Raw genomic sequence first — 18,824 nt, 5'->3', positions numbered from 1 at the left:
GCGTTTCAAGGCGATCCCAAGGCGGGGTTACCAAAGCGCGCGGCAAATCCTGTTCACAGCTTCGTGATCAGACGGGTGTGAGGCCGAAAAAACGGCAACCCTACTCGCCGGGCACCATGTCACCTTTCGGCGCAGCTGTTCCACCGTGGCCCGAGGCTGCACGCAATTCCGCATCAAGCCGGCGCTCTTCCTCGGCCGAGGGCGTGGCGAAGCGGGCGAGCAGCAGATAGGCGACCGGGGTGAGCAGCAGCGTGGCAACCATCGCCAGGCCCAACCCGCCAACGATCACCCAACCGAGCGCGACCCGCGCCTCCGCCCCTGCGCCAAAAGCCAGCAGCAGAGGAACCGAGCCAAGCACGGTGGAAATCATGGTCATCATCACCGGCCGAAGCCGGATGTTGGACGCCTCCTCAATGGCGCTTCGCACATCCATGCCGCGGTTGCGCAGCTGATTGGCGAACTCGACGATCAGAATGCCGTTCTTGGCCATCACCCCCACCAAGAGCACCAGCCCGATCTGGCTGTAGACATTGAGCGAGCCGCCGGTCATGGCGATGGCGAAGATGGCACAGGCCAGTCCGAGCGGCACGGTGGAGATGATGATGAGCGCGCTCACAAAGCTTTCAAACTGCGCCGCCAGCACCAGGAGCACCACGATGATGGCGATGCCGAAGGTGATCAGCAGATCACGCGAGGATTGATCGAGCGTCGCGGCTTCCGCCAGCGGAATGATCCGCACCCCTTCCGTGACAATGGGTTCGGACAGATCCACCGCCGCGCTCCAGGCGTCGCCCAAGGCAAAGCCAGGGGTCAGGCCGGCGGTGATCGAGACCGAACGCATCTGGCTTTCGCGCCGGAGATCCGGGGCCACGGCCTTTTCCGTCAGCGTGGCAATGGTCGACATCGGCACGATGCGTCCGTCGCCGGCCTTCAGGAAGATCGATTCCAGATCGGTTGGGTCATTGATCGGATTGGTGGTCGACATCAGCTTGACCGGATAGGCCCGGTCCTCGATGAACACTTCGGCAACCTCGCGGCCATCGAGCAGCGCCTGCAGGGCTTCCGCCAGTCCATCGATGTTGACGCCGAGATCAGAGGCGCGTTCACGGTCGATACGCACCGAAATCTGCGGCTGGGTGGTCTCGTAGGAGAGCCGGATCTGGCGGAACCGAGGATCCTCCTCGAGCTTTGTGACCATTTGCTGCGCGACATCGGCCAGTTCATCGTAGCTGTTGCCGACGAATGCGAACTGCAGCCCGTTGCCCGCGCCGCGGATGCCCAGGCTGTTGGGCTGGATGGCAAAGGCGCGCAGGCCCGGAACAGTTCTGAGCATGCCGTTGACCTGGCCAACGATCTCTCCCTGGGACCGGGTGCGTTCAGCCCAGGGTGCGAGCGTGAGCACCATGAAACCGCTGTTGGCCGAGCCGCCGCGTCCAGCGATGCTGAACACGTTGATGACCTCGCCGCTTTCCTGCAGGGGGGCGACCAGCCGCTCAATCTCGGTCATCTTGGCGCGGGTGTAATCGAGGCTCACCCCCTGCGGCGCGGAAATCCTCATCAACGCCACGGCACGGTCTTCGGGCGGGGTCAGCTCCTGCGGGATGGTGCGGGCCAACGCCAGGGCGGCACCGGCCACCAGAAGCGCCACGACAATGACCACCAGCGGCGCATCCAGCGCCTTTCGCAAAATCCCAGCATAAAGCCGCGAGAAAAACCCACCCAGCCGGACAAAGCCACCCGGCTTTGCATCCGTCTGTTGCGCGGACTTTTCCTTGATCATCCGCGAGGCCAGCATCGGGCAAAGGGTCAAAGCCACAACGCTCGAGATCAGCACCGTGAAGGCAAGCACGAAGCCGAATTCTGTAAACAGCCCGCCCGCCTGCCCGGGCAGGAAGGAGATCGGGATGAAGACCGCGGCAAGTGTCGCTGTGGTGGTGACGACGGCGAAGAACACCTCCTTGGTGCCGATCACGGCGGCGGCACGCACGCCCATGCCCTCATTGCGCTTGCGCACGATGTTTTCGAGCACCACGATGGCGTCGTCGACCACCATCCCGGTGGCAAGCACCAGCGCCAGCAGGGTCAGGATGTTGACGGAAAAACCGGCCAGCCAGATCGCCGCAAAAGCGCCGATCAGCGCCACCGGGAGAGTCACGGCCGGAATGATGGTGGCGCGCCAGTCGCGCAGAAACAGAAAGATGATGGCGATGACGATCAACACCGCGAGGATCAGTGTGGAGCGCACCTCGTCGATGGCGCCACGAATGAAGCGGGCGTCATCGCTGGTCACACGAATGTCGACACCCTCGGGCAGGATTTCGGCGATCGTCAGGGTTGCCGCGCGCACGCCTTGTGAAATCTCAAGCGTGTTGGAGGCCGACTGGCGGATGATGCCCATGCCGATACCCGTGCGGCCATTGGCGCGCAGCACGGTGTCGCCCGGATCTGCCCCCAGCGTCACGCTGGCGACATCGCGGAAGCGCACCCGGTCGTTGATGTAGAGATTCTCGAAGCCTTCGGGCGTGGTGATGTCGGCGGTGGCACGAACCACGATGTCCGACGAGCGGGCGGTCAGTGAGCCGGCAGGCACATCAAGCGCAACGTTGCGCAAGGCATTGCGCAGATCGGCAAGGGTCAAACCGAAGGCGGCAAGCCGCGACTGGTCGATGTCAACGCGGAAGATCTTCTCGCGGTCGCCATACACGGCGACATCGGCAACACCGGGAACCGCGGCCAGACGGTCAACCACAAGATCCTCGACCAGGATCGTCATGTCCTGGACATCAAGCCTGTCGGAGGTCACCGCAAGCCGCATCACCGGATCGGAATTGGCATCCGCCTTGACGATGCGCGGTTCATCGGCCCCATCAGGCAGGCTGTTGGTGACACGGCCCAATGAATCGCGGACATCGGAGGCAGCGACATTGAGATCGGAACTGTCGTTGAATTCGATGGTGACGCGGCTGCGCCCGAGCGTCGAAGTCGAGGAAATGGAGGCGACATCGGCGACACGCGCCACCGCACCCTCGATGATTGCGGTGAGCTCACGGTCAACGGTCTCGGGGGCTGCTCCGCTGAAGTCGGTCGTCACGGTGATAACCGGCCGGTCAACATCAGGCAATTCGCGGATTTCCGCACCATAAAGCCCGGCAAGTCCCGCCACCACGATCAGCAGGCTGATCACCATGGCAAGAACCGGACGGCGCACCATCAGCGCTGTCATTCCCCCGGTTTCGGGATGATTGTCCTTCGACATGCCCGCCGTGTCAGTGATCATCGGCTCAGAAGACACCGGCTCGGGGGACACGGGCTTGCCGGGCGCCGGGCTGCTGTCATCACCGTTCGTGCTCATGCGCCGCTCCCTGCCTTGGGTTTGGTGGCCTGGTCACCGCGGGCGAGCGGTTCGCCGCCGCCCTGTACAGAGGTTTCCGCGCCCCGGACCCGGATTGCACCGCCAGCACGGACACTCTGGACGCCTTCAACAACAATCGCATCGCCGGGGGCGAGAACGGCCTTGACCAGAACACTGTCGGCGTTGCGTTGGATGATGGCCACATCGACACGTTCGGCCTTGCCTTCGCTCACGCGCCAGACATAGGAGCCTGCCGAGTCCCACTGGACCGCAAGCGGGTCAACCGAGGGCCAGCGCTCGCCATCAAAGCTCAGACTCACCTCAAACGACATGCCGGCGCGCAGGATGTCTTCGGGGTTGGGAATGCGCGCCCGTACCCGAAGCGTACGACTGGCCTCATCCACGCGGTTGTCGACGGCGGAGATTTCTCCAGCGAAGGTTTCGCCGGGCTGGGAAATGGCGTTCGCCGTGACCTGCTTGCCCACGGCCATGCCGGACGCGAAGCGTTCGGGCACAAAGAATTCGATCAGGATCTCGCTGCGGTCATCGATCGACGCAATCTCGGTCTGGCTGGTGACATAATCACCGGCATTGACCGCCAGAATACCAAGCGAGCCGCTGATCGGCGCGGTGACCGTGCGCCGCGTCAGTTCGAGTTCAGCCTGCCGCAAGGCCACACGGGCGGCATCGAGCGTGTTGCGGGCCTGATCGGCTTCCACACTGGAGGCTGCGCGGCTTGCCACAAGGCTTTCGAGCCTGACCACCCGGGCTTCGGCGTCCTCGACAGTCAGCCGGGCGCGCTCGACAGCCAGTTCCTCTTCGGCCGAATCCAGATGGATCAACACATCGCCGCGTTCCACCCGGCCGCCCGGCTGCACGGGTATTTCGTCAATCTGGCCGGACACCAGCGTGCGCACCGTGACCGAACGCACCGCCTGCCCGGAACCGATGGCCATGAGCCGGTCATTGACCACACCCTCATCGGCGATGGCCACGACAACCAGGGCCCCTTGCGGGCCACGAGGCCTGCCGCCTCCCGCATTGCCCGCGGATTGGGCGCCCCCCTGCCCGGCGCTCGGCTGAGGCGCAAACAGCGATATGCGCTCAAACCCGTTGCGGGTCAGCACCTCATGGGCTCCCGGATAGAGCCACGACCAGCCCACAAATGCGACCGCGAGCAGGAGCACAGAAAAGGCAAGTTGTTTCCAAAGCTTCAAAGTCTTTTCTTTCATCAATGGCGGCAATGTGATCGTGGCGGCGTCACCCCTGATCATTGCAGTTTGGCGGCTTTGACTGACCGGGAAATTATGGCGACAATACAATCAGACATAGAGCGCGATGCGAAAATGGCACCTGCAATTTAGACGGAAATTTGAACTACGAAACAGATTTTTTGCAATGCGCAGTCGCGCGCGGCGTAATGTGGCGAAGGGCCACGCATTGTCTTTCGCCTCGCGGGCGCAAAACCACCGGAGAGCTAAGGAAAAGTGGCAATTGCGATTTGTCAGTTGTTTCGGAACAGCCGTGTCGCCATGTCGGACGCGTGGGCGACAAGGGCCAGGATCAGCCAAATGGCGATTGCTCCGGCCGATGCGCCGGAAAGAGCCGCATAAAGGGCGCCGAGCAGCCCCGCGCCCGACGCCATGGTCAGGACAAGAGACCCTATCCGCGCGCGGCGGCGCAGGAACACCACGATCACCAAGGCTTCCAGGCCGATGACGGCCAGCGCCAGAAGCGCAATTCGCCCGTCACCGACGAAGGCGATGACCCAGTCCGGCCACATCAGTTCGCTGCCGGCCTGAGCAGTTGGCGCATGTCCTTTAGGAACACGCGGACATGGGCCATGGGATCCTTTCGGACCAGCTTCTTGTTGAGATAGCTTTCCCAGGTCAGCCGCTGGACATCCTTGTCGGCGCACATCTTGACGAATTTCTCACGGCGCTTGTCGCTCGAATACCAGAACCACTGCATGAAGCCGAGCACCAGGAAGACCTTGCCATGGGCCTTCTGGAAGCGCTTGCGGGCGCTGGCGAGATGTTTTGCATTGCCGGTCTCAAGCACCTTTATCGCGGCTTCGGCGCCAAGATCGCCGGTGTGCATGGCATACCAGATCCCCTCACCTGACGACGGTGCGACCACGCCTGCCGCGTCCCCGATCAACAGCACATTCCTGCCGTCGTCCCAGCGCTTCATAGGCTTTAGCGGCAGCGGCGCGCCCTCCTCGCGGACGGTTTCGGCGTCGGCAAGGCCAAAGCGTTCGCGCAGTTCATGGGTGGCGGCCTTGAGGTCGAAGCCCTTGACGGCGGAACCGCAGCCAACGCTGGTGTAGGGCCCGTGCGGGAACACCCAGCCGTAGAAATCGGGCGAGATCTCGCCGTCATAAATCACCTCGCATTGGGTGGGATCGAAATCCTTGTTGGTGCCGGGCGCCGGGGAGCGGACGATTTCGTGATAAGCGAACACATAGGGCGGGCGCACCTTCGGCCCGAAGATCGCTCGGCGTACGGCCGAATTGGCCCCGTCGGCACCGATCACGACCGATGCGGAAATTGTCTCGGCATCGCGGTCCTTGCTCTTGCCGAGTGTGACGTCGACCATTCCATCGGCCCGCTGCTCGAGCGAGGAAAAGCTGGCGGCGCGATAGTCTGCGCCAGCAAGCCTGGCACGCTCGCGGAGATAGGGATCGAACTGGTCGCGGTCGACCATGCCGACATGGCCGACCTCGCCGATCTCCATGCCCACCTGAATTCCGCTCGGCCCGGTCATCCGCGCGCCGCGAACCCGCGCCTTGATCTGCTCGGGCGCGATTGCATATTGCGCCATGGCGTTGGACGGAATGGCGCCGCCGCAGGGCTTGGTGCGGCCCTCCTTGTCGACCAGCAAAGTGCTGCGTCCGCTGGCGGCCAGACGTTCGGCCGCGCGTGCGCCAGCCGGCCCACCGCCGATGACGATCACGTCATAATGGCTTTGGGCGCAATGATCGCGTGGGACATCATGGGTGTTTGACTGCATGATCTTCACTCCGCTGGAACTGCGTAAGAGGGGGCCGGCTCCGGTCCCCGTTGTGTGTTGCGTCTGGTTGGCTGCCGGCTGTCCGGTTCCGGCGCCGGCGTCTTGATAAGAAGCGCAATGGCTGCTGCCGCCAGGAACAGTCCAGCCTCGAGCCCGAAAACAACTGCAAAGGAAAGCGGCGTATCATGGGTCAGCGCCCGGGTGACATCGATTGCCACCGTGCCGAGGAATCCGCCAAGGCCGAAGGAGATGGCTTGCGCTGCGCCCCAGACCCCCATGCGGATGCCTTCGGATGCACCGTCACCGCCCGAAGCGAGCATCATCATGGCACCGATGGCGGCCACGGCGAAGGCGCCATTGGCCACACCGAGGACAAAGATATTGGCCTTGAGCGGCCACAGCGGCGCGACCAGGGCAGACAGGGAAAGGCCAGCAAGCGCCACCGCAGACCCGACACAGCCAAAGAAGATGAAAGCCTTGAGAATGAGCGGCTTCTTCTTGGCAAACAGCGACCCGAGCACGCCGACCATCGCCATACCAAGCAGGATGCCGCTGTGCTGAAGCCCTGAAATCTGTGTGGTTTCGCCCGGTGTGAGACCGAACAGCAGCCCGCCAAAGGGCTCAAGAATGAGATCCTGTGTGGCATAGGCGAGCATCGACACGAACACGAACACGGTGAACAGCCGCGCGTCGCGGTCACCCCAGGTCGCCGCCAGACTCTGGCGGAAATCAAGCCGCTGCGCCGCCGGGGGACCGTCGACCGGCATGGTGTTGCGCTCGACATTGAAGATCGCAAGGCAGGTGAGGAGGAAGGCGATCAGGCCTGCAATGGCGGTGACTGCGATGAGGCGCTCAAAGGAAAACGGATCAAGCCAGGCGCCCGAGATGATGGCGGTGACCACGATGCCCGCGATCATCATCATCCAGACGATGGTTGCCGCGGCCGGTTTTCTGTGCAGGACGGTCCGGCTGGCAAGCAGCGCCAGCAGCGACGTGCCTGCAGCCCCGATGCCAAGCCCGATGCAGATGAAACTGACAATCGCCAGCCCCATGGCCAGCCAGAAATGCGCGCCGAACAGCAGCGTTGTGGCGGAAGCTGCAGTGCCCGCAAGGGCCAGCAGCAAAATACCGCCAACAATCCAGGGCGTGCGCCGGCCACCGCGGTCGGAGCCGTGGCCCCAGAGCGGCCTCGAGATCTGCACGCCATAATGCAGCCCGACGAGAAGACCCGGGATGACGGCGGCAAGCATCAGTTCGACCACCATGACGCGGTTGAGAACCGAGGTGGTGAGCACCACGATCGAGCCCAGCGACGCCTGAACCAGCCCCAGCCGCACGATCGACAGCCAGCCGAGGCCGGTACTGCCGCCCATCCCGGGACCAGCGCTGTGAAGGGTCTGTGTTGATGCTGACTGCGCAGTCATTGGCTCTCTCCCTCCCAGATCCGACTCAGGGCCGGATCGCAAATGCCGTGATCATCATTCCGGTGACATAGAGCCCGACGCCGAGCGCCGAGTACCAGATTGCCTTGCCCTTGGGGTCTGCCACCAGGCGCGGCAGAGCCACTGCCTGCGCCAGGGCCAGCGCGCCCACTGCTGCGGCGGACCAGCTGTGGCTCCAGAACAGGAGCAAGCCGACAACCACCATCTGCGGCACGATCATCGAAAGCCCCGCAAACTTGGCAGCGGTCGTGGCGCCCATCTGGACCGGCAGCGAGGCGATGCCCATCCGGGTGTCGCCCTCCATCGATTTGAAATCATTGAGCGTCATGATGCCCAACGCCCCAAGCCCGTACAGAAAGGCAATGATGAAAATCTCGCCGCCCGGCACCGTGCCGAGCGCTGCGGCCGCGGCGGTGATCCATGGCAGGGTCTCATAGGAAAAACCGCAGGCCGAGTTGCCCCACCAGCCATTGCGCTTGAGCCGGAATGGCGGCGCCGAATAGGCCCAGGCGAGCGCCAGCCCGATGGCCGCGGCGACAAAGACCGTCATCCCAAGGAAGGATGCGACGAGCATCGAAAGTGCCGAATTGAAAATGGCCACGCCCAAACCCCAGCGGCCCGGCATCCGGCCCGACGGGATGACCCGGTCGGGCTCGTTGATGGCGTCGACGTGGCGGTCAAACCAGTCGTTGACGGCCTGGCTGGTTCCACACAGCAGCGGACCGGCAAGCAACACGCCAAGAGCCACCGCGAACCACCGGTCCGAGGTGATCTGGCCGGCGGACACAGCACCGCAGGCAAAGGCCCACATGGGCGGAAACCAGGTGACGGGCTTGAGCAAAGCCAGCACCGCCCCCGGCGTGGGGACTTTCGCGCGAACGGGTGCTGTTTGGGCCAAAGTCATGAGCGAAGTTTATGACCGCTTCCGCCGACAGTCAATTTAATTAGACACTGTAAATGTTTTTTTACATCACGGTTGGAGCGCCGATTGCAGACAGGCGTTTAGACGCGCAACAGCGGCGCACCGAAGCGGGGCAAACCGGCGCAAACGCAGGTACGGACGGACAGATTTCGGAGAGGAGAAGTGGCTTACGGACTCAGAGACTGGCCCGGTGATTGGCCCTGTGACTGGCCCTGTGACTGGCAAGGTCAGGCGCGGCCGTTGAAGTCCTCAAGACCATAGCGCTTGAGCTTGAGATAGAGGCTCTGGCGGGAAAGACCCAGAAGATCGGCAGCGGCTGCCCGGTTGTTTTCGGTCTGGGTCAGCGCTGCCTCGATACAGAGCTTTTCAATGACATCGGCAGATTCGCGGATCAGCTCCTTGAGCGGAACCCGGCCAATCAGTTCGGAAAAATCGGAGGTAGCGCCATGAACGCCATTGGTGTGGGTCGTGCTTGGCAAGTCTCGCGAGCTCTGTTCCGTCACGATCACCGAGTAGAGCGGGTCTTCGCTGCCGGCTTCGATCCGTGTTGCAGACAGGCGCACCGGACGGCTTGATCCCATTTCATCGCGCACGACTGTCAGGAACTGGCGCACCTCGCCTTCGTCGCGCAGCCGGTTGGACAGCACCTGGATGTCGACGCTTGATGCACCGAGCCAATTGTTGACGTTGCGGCCGATGGCATGGTTACGCCCCAATACGTGAATCATATCGAGAAAGCGGCCATTGACCGAATAGACTGCGCCCTTGCCATCAATGACGAGCTGCGCCTCGGGCACCGCCTCTGTCCAGGCCCATCTGTCGGACGACATCCCGCCCATGGCATATTCGTCAGCCGTCGGATTTGAAATCGCAACCAGTTGATTTATCTTGCCATTTTCGCGGTAAGGGCTGATCTGCAATTCGATTGACGCGCCATTGGCGGCAGCCGCGATGGTGACCGAACGGCTTTGCCCGAGGGCGCGGGATTCCGCGAGCGCCTCGGTCAGCCGTTCACGATGGTCGCGCTCGGCCTGGGAGATCAGCGTATCGCCGACAAGCTTGGAAAGGGTGACGCCCAGGATCCGGCCGGCTGCGGCATTGCCGTCGATGATCCGGCGGGTTTCACCATCAACGACGAGAAGCGCGCTGTCCATCTTCTGATAGATAACGCGGTACCGGGCCTCGGATTCGCGAACACGGCGATATTCCCGCTCAAGCTCGAACTGGGCCTGGATAAGCTGTTGCTGCACCTCGGCGAATTTTCGCAGATCGGTGCCGTAGGCAATCATGTAAGGGAAACCCTCGACGCGCCTGAGCACATATTCGATCGGCAAATCAGCGCTGCGTCCGCCAGGATGGTTGACCTGGTGAGAGCGGCTTGCGCCTTTCTTGGTGCATTCGTCGATCAGATTTTGGATCTTGTCGAGGCTTTCCCGCGTCACGGTATCAGCCCAGCTGCGGCCCGGCCAATCCTCCACACCGAAGCGCTCGATGGCGGCATCGAAATAGGCCACATCAATGACCGATCCCGATGAATCCACCAGCAGCGTCAGGTCCGCGCCCATGGAAGCAAGGGCCAGCGATACTTCGGGGCGCAGATCCGCGAACGCTTGGATGGTTTTTTCAAACGTCCTGTGAGCGACCCGAGTTGTGTGTTGTTCCATTTTCCGATCAGGCACTTCGCGACGGCTCCAACAGGGAGCCGGTTGTTTCAGTCACACCATGTGCCGAATTGCGATTTGCACCATGCCTTTCAGCTTCTGATACTGCGATCTGGGCATTGCTGCAAACTTTTTCAACGCCCCGCTCTTTCAACCAAACGGAGTCTTCCTCCGCGGCCGAACCGCCTGCAATGACACAAGTCTGCTCCCGATTAACAGACGTGCGCACCGTGTGCAGCAAGGACTCAACATGATTCTTTAGCTCGCTGTCGAGCCAAGCCAGGCAAATCAACTCAAAATGTGCGTTTTTCAACACACGAGACAGTTCCCCCGAACTGCCGGCAAGCAGAAGTTTCGTTTCCCAGCCTTTGAGCCGGAAACGCTCCTCGATCAAGCTCACCGAAAAAAGATGGGCCTCACCATGCGGCACAATGAACAGGACCGAGCGCTCGCACGCCCTTGCGTCGAAGCAGCGGTTCTCCTGCCCCAGCGAGGTCAAGATCCGCTGCAACCGCGACATGGCCACCGTGACGTGGACGAACCCGCGCGCACCACAGTTCCAATCTGCACCCAAACGCGCCGCGCAGGCTTCAAGAAGGTCAAGCATCTCTTCTGCCGAAAGCCCGCGCGCAGTCATGAAACCGATGAAATCGAAATCACCGTCGGTCAGCACCTTTGCATAGACCTTGTCCATCACAGCGATGAAGCGCTTCATCCCCGCCATGGCTGCGGTGCCACAGCCGGCACCGTTGATTGACGGCAATTTCCGGTGATGGCGCACCGACACCTGCACATCGCTTTCGCAAGGTTGAGGGTCTTCGCACGGCTTGGGTTGCACTTCCCCATCCTTGCCCAGGATCGTGTTCTTGAAACAGGCGCCGACTACAGCGCGCTCCAAGACATGATGTATCTCATCATCTTTGGATTTGGATCTCACACTGGAAGCAGCGATCGCGTGCGCCGAGCCAGTCTTCCGTTCACGGGTGTCCAGGTCATTCCGCATGCTCCCGATGCCTTTCTGCCCGCTCCGATCCGCGGCGTTCACGAAAGCCAATCTCACAGGGGCACGTTGCAAAGACTTCAGCTCCCGGAACTGCGTCTCCATCATCGGGCACCTGCCCCCTTCATGGGGATTCTCCCATCGTGACGAAAACCAGAATGGTACGAATTATCCCGTTTGTAAACTGTAATTGACGTCTATTCAAATTGACACATTCAAAAACTGTGACTAACCTCCTCACATCAGGGTTTCTTGTGGAGAGGGAAAGAGCCAGATGAATGCCCATGTCACACCGAGCGATATCCCAGTCGGCCTTTACACGGCCGAAGAGCGTATTCGCCGTGACAAATCGGTCTGGACGCTGGTTCAGGGCATCCTCGCGCCAATCCAGTTTCTGGTCTTCGCCATATCGGTCGGATTGATTGCGCATTGGTGGATGACCGGCGCATGGCTGATGGCGGCCCATATCTCCATCGTTATCAAGACCATGACCCTCTACGCCATCATGGTCACCGGCTCGATCTGGGAGAAGGAGGTGTTCGGCGCCTATCTCTTCGCCCGTCCCTTCTTCTGGGAAGACATGGTCTCGATGCTGGTGCTGGCTCTGCACACCGCCTATCTGGCGGCGCTGTTCGGCGGTCTTCTTTCTGACGGACAGCTGATGGCTCTCGCCGTCGCCGCCTATGTTTCCTACGTCATCAATGCCGGACAGTTCCTGTGGAAATTCCGCTTGGCACGGCTGGATGCCTCCTCCAATGCAAAGATCGGAGCTGCGGCATGACCACCGTTTTTGACGCCAGCACTGCGTGCACGGACACCGCCGCCAAACCCGGCCGCGATGTGCTCAAGCAACGTGGCCAGCATGAAGTGTTTTGCGGCCTGACATCGATCATGTGGCTGCACCGCAAGATGCAGGATGCATTCTTCCTGATCGTCGGTTCGCGCACCTGCGCACACCTCATGCAATCGGCTGCCGGTGTGATGATTTTCGCCGAACCGCGATTCGCCACCGCCATCATCGACGAGCGCGATCTGGCCGGCATGGCGGATATGAATGACGAGCTCGACAAGGTGGTGACCCGGCTTCTCGCCCGCCGCCCCGAGATCAAGCTGCTGGTTCTGGTCGGTTCCTGCCCGTCGGAGGTCATCAAGCTCGATCTGCCGCGCGCTGCCAGCCGTCTCAATGGCGAGCATTCGCCCCAGTGTCGTGTGATGGCCTATTCGGGGTCGGGCATCGAGACCACTTTTACCCAGGGCGAGGACAATTTCCTCGCAGCCCTGGTTCCCGAAATGCCTGCGGAAGCGGCCGATGCGCCAGTCTCTCTGGTTGTTGTCGGTGCGCTTGGTGATGTCGTCGAAGACCAGATGATGCGGGTATTTGACGGACTTGGCGTTGGCCCGGTGCGGTTCCTGCCCTCGCGCTCATCCACCACACTGCCGCCAATTGGCCCCAACACACGGTTCATCCTGGCTCAGCCCTGGGTCGGCGCCTGCGCCCAGGCGCTTGAACGCCGCGGAGCCAAGCGAATTTCTGCACCTTTCCCGCTCGGCGAAGAAGGCTCGACCGCCTGGTACCGCGCCATCGCAGATTCGTTTGGCGTGCCGGAAGCCAAGTTCGATGCGATAACCGCTCCCGGCCGCGAACGCGCCCGCCGCGCCGTTGCCCGCTATAAGCCGGTGCTTGAGGGCAAATCGGTGTTTCTTTTCCCCGACTCGCAGCTCGAGCCCTCACTGGCGCGCTTTCTGTCACGGGAAATGGACACATCGATCATCGAGATCGGAACGCCCTATCTCAACCGCGATGTGGTTGGGCCCGAGCTTGCCATGATGCCTGACACGGTTCGGGTCAGCGAAGGCCAGGATGTCGAACGCCAGATCGACCGGGTCCACACGGACAATCCGGATCTGATCATTTGCGGCATGGGTCTCGGCAATCCGTTCGAGGCCGAGGGCCGGTCGACCAAATGGTCGATCGAGTTCGTCTTCACCCCGCTGCAAGGCTACGAGCAGGCCGGTGATCTGGCCGAACTGATTGCCCGGCCGCTGATGCGCCGCGAGCTTCTGAAAGTGGGGAGCTGAGCCATGGAACTGACCGTCTGGACCTATGAAGGCCCGCCCCATGTCGGCGCCATGCGTGTCGCCAATTCGATGCGCGACGTGCACTTCGTGCTGCACGCGCCACAGGGCGACACCTATGCGGATTTGCTGTTCACCATGATCGAGCGCAACAAGAAGCGCCCGCCGGTGACCTACACCACATTCCAGGCGCGCGATCTCTCCGGCGACACCGCCGAAATCTTCAAAACCGCTGCCCGCGATGCGGTCGCGCGGTTCAAACCCCAAGCGCTCCTGGTCGGCGCATCCTGTACGGCGGAGCTGATCCAGGATGATCCGGGCGGACTGGCCAAGACGCTTGGCCTGAATGTGCCGGTGGTGCCACTGGAGATGCCGTCCTATCAGAAAAAGGAAAACTGGGGTGCGGCAGAGACCTTCTATCGGCTGGTCCGGGCCTTTGCAGGCGGTGCCGGAAAGCCGGAAACAGCGCCCGAACAGGCAAGCTGCAACATTCTGGGGCCCACATCGCTGGGTTTCCGCAACCGTGACGATATCGTCGAGGTGGTCCGACTTGTTGAATCGCTGGGTGTCCGGGTCAACACAGTTGCCCCGCTGGGCGCCTCGCCAGCCGATTTGGCGCGGATCCCGCAGGCCCATTTCAACATCGTGCTCTATCCGGAGATTGCCGACACTTCGGCACGCTGGCTGAAACGCCAGTTCGGCCAGGAAATGGTGACCACCATTCCAATCGGTGTCGGTGCAACACGTGACTTCGTCGCAGAGGTGGCGAAGGTCGCCGGTGTCGAGGTACCCCAGGAACTGCTCGAAAGCGGCGCGGAGCGGCTCTCGTGGTATTCGGCCTCGATCGACTCCAATTATCTGACCGGCAAGCGGGTGTTCGTCTTCGGTGATGCCACCCACGCCATTTCCGCGGCCCGGATCGCATCGGAAGAACTTGGCTTCAAGGTCTGCGGGCTTGGCACCTATTCCCGCGAATTTGCCCGCGACGTACGCGAGGCGGCCGCGAAATACGGCGTCGAGCCGCTGATCTCGGACAACCACCTCGATGTCGAGGACGCCATCATTGCGGCACAGCCGGAACTGGTGCTCGGAACCCAGATGGAGCGCCACGCCGCCAAGCGGCTAAGGCTCCCATGCGCAGTGATCTCAAGCCCGGTGCATGTGCAGGATTTCCCCGCACGCTACTCGCCGCAGATGGGGCATGAGGGCGCGAATGTGATCTTCGACAGCTGGGTGCACCCGCTGATGATGGGCCTTGAAGAGCATCTGTTGCAGATGTTCCGTGGCGACTTTGAATTCCATGACGACGCCGGATCTTCGCATCTGAGCCATGGCGGTCCTGCCGCCGGCCACCAGCCGGACGCGCGGGATGAACAAGCCGCAGTTGCTGCAGAGACTCCTGCTCCGGACGTTGCCGCTGCAACCTCCACCGCGGCCAATGACGACCAACCGTCATGGACCAGCGATGCCGAGCGCGAACTGCGCAAAATCCCCTTCTTCGTCCGCGGAAAGGCGCGGCGCAACACCGAAACCTATGCCACCGAGAACGGGCTCAATCCGATCACCATCGAGACATTGTACGATGCAAAAGCACACTTCGGGCGCTAACGCCGCTCCAGTCAATGTGGTTCTGATCACGCTCGACAATCACATGTCGGCAGCGGTGGATGATGCGCGTGCCATGCTGTTGGGGGAACTTCCCAATCTGAACCTGAGCGTGCATGCGGCGACCGACTGGAACGACAATCCGGACAAATTGCAGGCCTGCAAGGACGACATCGCAAAAGGCAACATCATTGTCGCCTCCATGCTGTTCATCGAAGAGCATGTGAAGGCCATCGGCCCGGCGCTTGCCGCCCGCCGCGATCATTGCGACGCCATGATGTGCTGCATGTCGACCGGCGAGATCATGAAGAACACGTCGATGGGCCGGTTCAAGATGGACGGCGAGCAGAAAGGCCCAATGGCCTTCCTGAAAAAGCTCCGGGGCGACGCATCGAAGAAGAAAGCCGACTCGGGACGCACTGCCGGCGAACGCCAGCTGAGAATGCTCAAGCGCTTGCCAAAGCTGCTGCGCTTCATTCCTGGCACGGCCCAGGATCTGCGCAACTACTTCCTGGCGATGCAGTACCGGATCGCAGCGTCCGACGCCAATATCGCCAATCTGGTGCGGCTGCTGGTCGACAAATATGCCGATGGTGAACGCCGGGCCTACCGCGGAACGATCCCGGCCCAAGCCCCTGTCGAATATCCCGAACAGGGCGTCTACCACCCCGACATCAAGGGCCATGTAAGCGCCGACATCAAGCCGCTGCCGGTCAATCGCAAAGCCAAGGGCACGGTTGGCCTGCTGCTGCTGCGCTCCTACATCCTTTCGGGCGATACCGGCCACTACAATGGCGTCATCCGCGCGCTGGAGCAGCGCGGCTTCAACGTGGTGCCGGTGTTCTGCTCGGGCCTCGACATGCGCGGCCCGATTGCGGCGTTTCTTTCCGGCGGTGCAACCGGCACGACAATCGACGCGATGGTCTCGCTGACCGGCTTCTCGCTTGTCGGCGGCCCGGCCTATTCGGACGCTTCCGCTGCAGCTGAAACCCTGGCCAAGCTCGACGTTCCCTATGTCGCGGCCCACGTCACCGAATTCCAGACGGTTGAGCGCTGGGAAGCTTCCGACCAGGGCCTTCTGCCGATCGAAACCACCATCATGGTCGCCATTCCCGAATTGGATGGCGCCACCGGCACGATGGTCTATGGCGGCCGCACCGACAATGCCGGCGGCACCCAGCCCTGCGTTTGCTCGCGCGACTGCGGCACCTGCCCGACAGGCCGTTCCTGCATGATCGCGCATTCCGAGCGGGTCGAGGTTCTGGCCGGCCGGATCGAAAAGCTGGTGGCCCTGCGCAACAGCGCCCGCGCCGAGCGCAAGGTGGCGCTGACGATTTTCAACTTCCCGCCGAACGCCGGCAACATGGGGACCGCCGCCTTCCTTTCGGTGTTTGAATCGTTGCATGCGACGATGATCAAGCTGAAGGAAGAAGGCTACACGATTGAGGTTCCGGAAGATGCGGAGACGCTTCGCGATCTGGTTCTCAACGGAAATGCCGCGCAATATGGCGCGCTCGCCAATGTGCACGCACTGGTGAGCGCCGATGATCATGTCCGCAATGAAAAGCACCTCGGCGAAATCGAGGCCGCCTGGGGCCCGGCACCGGGCCGGATCTTCACCAATGGCCAGTCTATCTTCGTGCTTGGCCGGCAGTTCGGCAATGTGCTGGTCGCGGTGCAGCCGGGCTTCGGCTATGAGGGCGACCCGATGCGGCTGCTCTTTGAGAAGGGCTTTGCGCCAACCCACGCCTTTGCCGCTTTCTACACCTATCTCAAGCGCACATTCCGGGCTGATGCGGTGCTGCATTTCGGTACCCATGGCGCGCTCGAATTCATGCCTGGCAAGCAATCGGGCATGTCCGGCAAGTGCTGGCCCGACCGGTTGATCGGCGATCTGCCGAACCTCTATCTCTATGCCGCCAACAACCCGTCGGAAGGCACAATCGCCAAGCGGCGGTCGGCAGCAACACTGGTTTCCTATCTGACCCCGCCAGTCACCAATGCCGGTCTCTACAAGGGGCTGAGCGAACTCAAGTCTTCGCTGGACCGGCTGCGCAATCTCGAAGCCAGCCAGACCGGCGAACGGCAGGAAGCGTTCGAGCTGATCCTGATCCAGGCTGACCAGCTCGAACTCAACAAGACTGTCCCGCAAACGGACCCCGACGCTTACGTTGCCGCGCTGACCGCTTCGATGCTGGAACTCGAATATGCGCTGATTCCGCATGGGCTGCATGTGGCCGGGCAGTCGATGAGCGAGACCGAGCGCCGCGAGATGATCACGCTGATGGCCCAGTCCGATGATGCCGAAGCGCCATCGAAGGAGATCATCGACGCCATCGTCAGCTTCGACCAGGACAGAATTGACGCTGAACGCGCTGCCAATGAGGATCAAACCGGCACGATTGACCGTCTGGTTCGCGCCAATGCCAATCTGTCCGACAACCGCGAGCTGGATGGCCTGATCACCGCGCTTGATGGCCGGTTTGTCGCTCCCTCACCGAGCGGCGACCTGATCCGGACGCCTGACATGCTGCCCACCGGGCGCAACATCCACGGTTTCGATCCTTTCGGAATCCCCAGCGCCTATGCGGTGAAAGACGGCACAAGGCAGGCTGCCAAGGTGCTTGAACGCTATCTCGAAACCGATGGCGCGTTGCCCGAAACCATTGCCATCGTGCTGTGGGGCACGGACAATCTGAAAACCGAAGGCGGACCGATGGCTCAGGCCATGGCGCTGATGGGCGCCCGCCCGCGGCTCGACGCCTACAACCGGGTTTGCGGCGCGGAACTGATCCCGCTTGATCAGCTCAACCGTCCACGCATCGATGCCGTGATGACGCTCTCGGGCATTTTCCGCGACCTGCTGCCGATGCAGGCAACCATGCTCGCCGAAGCCTCCTACCTCGCGGCAATGGCCGATGAGCCGGTGGAGATGAACTTCATCCGCAAGCACGCGCTGGCCTATGCCGAAGAGCATGGCTGCGATCTCGAGCGAGCCGCCTACCGTGTGTTCTCGAATGCAGAGGGGGCCTATGGCGCCAATGTCAACTTCCTGATCGGTGCCAGCGCCTGGACCGATGATCAGGAAATTGCCGACATGTACACAAGCCGCAAGGGCTTCGCGATTGACCGCAAGGGCAAATCCTCGGCCCAGATCGAGCTGCTCAACGATGTCTTCGCCAAGGTCGACATGGCCTACCAGAACCTCGATTCCATCGAGCTCGGCGTGACCACCATCGACCATTACTTCGACACGCTGGGCGGCATCTCCAAGGCCGTGTCACTGGCCCAGGACGGCAAGCAATTGCCGGTGTTCATCTCCGACCAGACCCAGGGCGATGGCCGGGTCCGGACCCTTGGAGAACAGGTGGCGCTGGAAACCCGCACCCGCTCGCTCAATCCGAAGTGGTTCGAGGGCATGCTGGCCCACGGCTATGAGGGCGTGCGCCAGATCGAGGCACAGATTTCCAACACTGTTGGCTGGTCTGCAACCACCGGCGACGTTGAGCCCTGGGTGTACCAGAAGCTGAGCGAGACCTTCATTCTCGACGACACCATGCGCCGGAGGCTTTCGGAGCTGAACCCGGCCTCTTCGCTGCGCATGGTCAACCGCCTCATCGAGGCCAAAGACAGAAACTTTTGGAAGCCGGACGACGAGACCTGGGCCGCGCTCTGCGCTGCGGGCGAGGAAATGGAAGATCGTGCCGAAGGCTTGTCCGTGGAGGCTGCAGAATGAACCTTTTTACCCACCCCC

12 protein-coding genes are annotated in these 18,824 nt (G+C 62.0%); 4 read left to right on the top strand and 8 right to left on the bottom strand.

Annotated elements, in window-relative coordinates; all coding sequences use genetic code 11:
- Nucleotides 1–100 precede the first annotated feature (100 nt).
- From HPDFL43_RS07140 to HPDFL43_RS07105, 8 genes are all read right to left on the bottom strand, one after another.
- The gene (locus HPDFL43_RS07140; RefSeq protein WP_052093272.1) at nt 101–3,256 is read right to left on the bottom strand and encodes an efflux RND transporter permease subunit; all 3,156 of its coding nucleotides are present in this window, start codon (nt 3,254–3,256) and stop codon (nt 101–103) included.
- A gap of 92 nt (nt 3,257–3,348) precedes the next feature.
- Nucleotides 3,349–4,569, bottom strand: a complete 1,221-nt coding sequence (locus HPDFL43_RS07135) for an efflux RND transporter periplasmic adaptor subunit (RefSeq protein ID WP_156970392.1) — start codon at nt 4,567–4,569, stop codon at nt 3,349–3,351.
- Nucleotides 4,570–4,856: 287 nt separating this feature from the next.
- The gene (locus HPDFL43_RS07130; RefSeq protein WP_007196619.1) at nt 4,857–5,135 is read right to left on the bottom strand and encodes a hypothetical protein; all 279 of its coding nucleotides are present in this window, start codon (nt 5,133–5,135) and stop codon (nt 4,857–4,859) included.
- On the bottom strand, nt 5,135–6,364 hold the full coding sequence (locus tag HPDFL43_RS07125) for a geranylgeranyl diphosphate reductase (protein ID WP_040449873.1): 1,230 nt from the start codon (nt 6,362–6,364) through the stop codon (nt 5,135–5,137). The genes HPDFL43_RS07130 and HPDFL43_RS07125 overlap by 1 nt, the downstream gene beginning before the upstream one ends.
- A 5-nt stretch (nt 6,365–6,369) precedes the next feature.
- Nucleotides 6,370–7,788: a BCD family MFS transporter gene (locus tag HPDFL43_RS07120; protein ID WP_007196617.1), complete on the bottom strand. Its 1,419-nt coding sequence runs from the start codon at nt 7,786–7,788 to the stop codon at nt 6,370–6,372.
- A gap of 25 nt (nt 7,789–7,813) precedes the next feature.
- Nucleotides 7,814–8,710: a chlorophyll synthase ChlG gene (chlG, locus tag HPDFL43_RS07115; RefSeq protein WP_052093173.1), complete on the bottom strand. Its 897-nt coding sequence runs from the start codon at nt 8,708–8,710 to the stop codon at nt 7,814–7,816.
- A gap of 245 nt (nt 8,711–8,955) precedes the next feature.
- Nucleotides 8,956–10,392: a transcriptional regulator PpsR gene (gene ppsR / locus HPDFL43_RS07110; protein ID WP_007196615.1), complete on the bottom strand. Its 1,437-nt coding sequence runs from the start codon at nt 10,390–10,392 to the stop codon at nt 8,956–8,958.
- A 7-nt stretch (nt 10,393–10,399) separates the two neighbouring features.
- The gene (locus tag HPDFL43_RS07105; protein ID WP_007196614.1) at nt 10,400–11,497 is read right to left on the bottom strand and encodes a hypothetical protein; all 1,098 of its coding nucleotides are present in this window, start codon (nt 11,495–11,497) and stop codon (nt 10,400–10,402) included.
- Between the two features lie 166 nt (nt 11,498–11,663).
- Here HPDFL43_RS07105 and bchF point away from each other — a divergent pair, with 166 nt between their 5' ends.
- The 4 genes from bchF to HPDFL43_RS07085 are packed head-to-tail and all read left to right on the top strand — an operon-like array spanning nt 11,664 to nt 18,806.
- On the top strand, nt 11,664–12,170 hold the full coding sequence (bchF, locus tag HPDFL43_RS07100) for a 2-vinyl bacteriochlorophyllide hydratase (RefSeq protein WP_007196613.1): 507 nt from the start codon (nt 11,664–11,666) through the stop codon (nt 12,168–12,170).
- Nucleotides 12,167–13,468 (top strand): ferredoxin:protochlorophyllide reductase (ATP-dependent) subunit N, encoded by a 1,302-nt coding sequence (locus tag HPDFL43_RS07095; protein ID WP_007196612.1) that lies wholly within the window; start codon nt 12,167–12,169, stop codon nt 13,466–13,468. The genes bchF and HPDFL43_RS07095 overlap by 4 nt, the downstream gene beginning before the upstream one ends.
- Nucleotides 13,469–13,471: 3 nt before the next feature.
- Nucleotides 13,472–15,073, top strand: a complete 1,602-nt coding sequence (gene bchB / locus HPDFL43_RS07090) for a ferredoxin:protochlorophyllide reductase (ATP-dependent) subunit B (protein ID WP_007196611.1) — start codon at nt 13,472–13,474, stop codon at nt 15,071–15,073.
- Nucleotides 15,048–18,806 carry a magnesium chelatase subunit H gene (locus tag HPDFL43_RS07085; RefSeq protein WP_040449114.1) on the top strand — a complete coding sequence of 1,253 codons (3,759 nt, stop codon included), beginning with the start codon at nt 15,048–15,050 and terminating at the stop codon, nt 18,804–18,806. The genes bchB and HPDFL43_RS07085 overlap by 26 nt, the downstream gene beginning before the upstream one ends.
- Nucleotides 18,807–18,824 lie beyond the last annotated feature (18 nt).

Origin of the sequence: Hoeflea phototrophica DFL-43 (genome assembly GCF_000154705.2) — a bacterium.
Lineage (GTDB): Bacteria > Pseudomonadota > Alphaproteobacteria > Rhizobiales > Rhizobiaceae > Hoeflea > Hoeflea phototrophica.
Note: the sequence above shows the minus strand (reverse complement) of the source record. Positions and strands in the feature narration are given on the sequence as shown.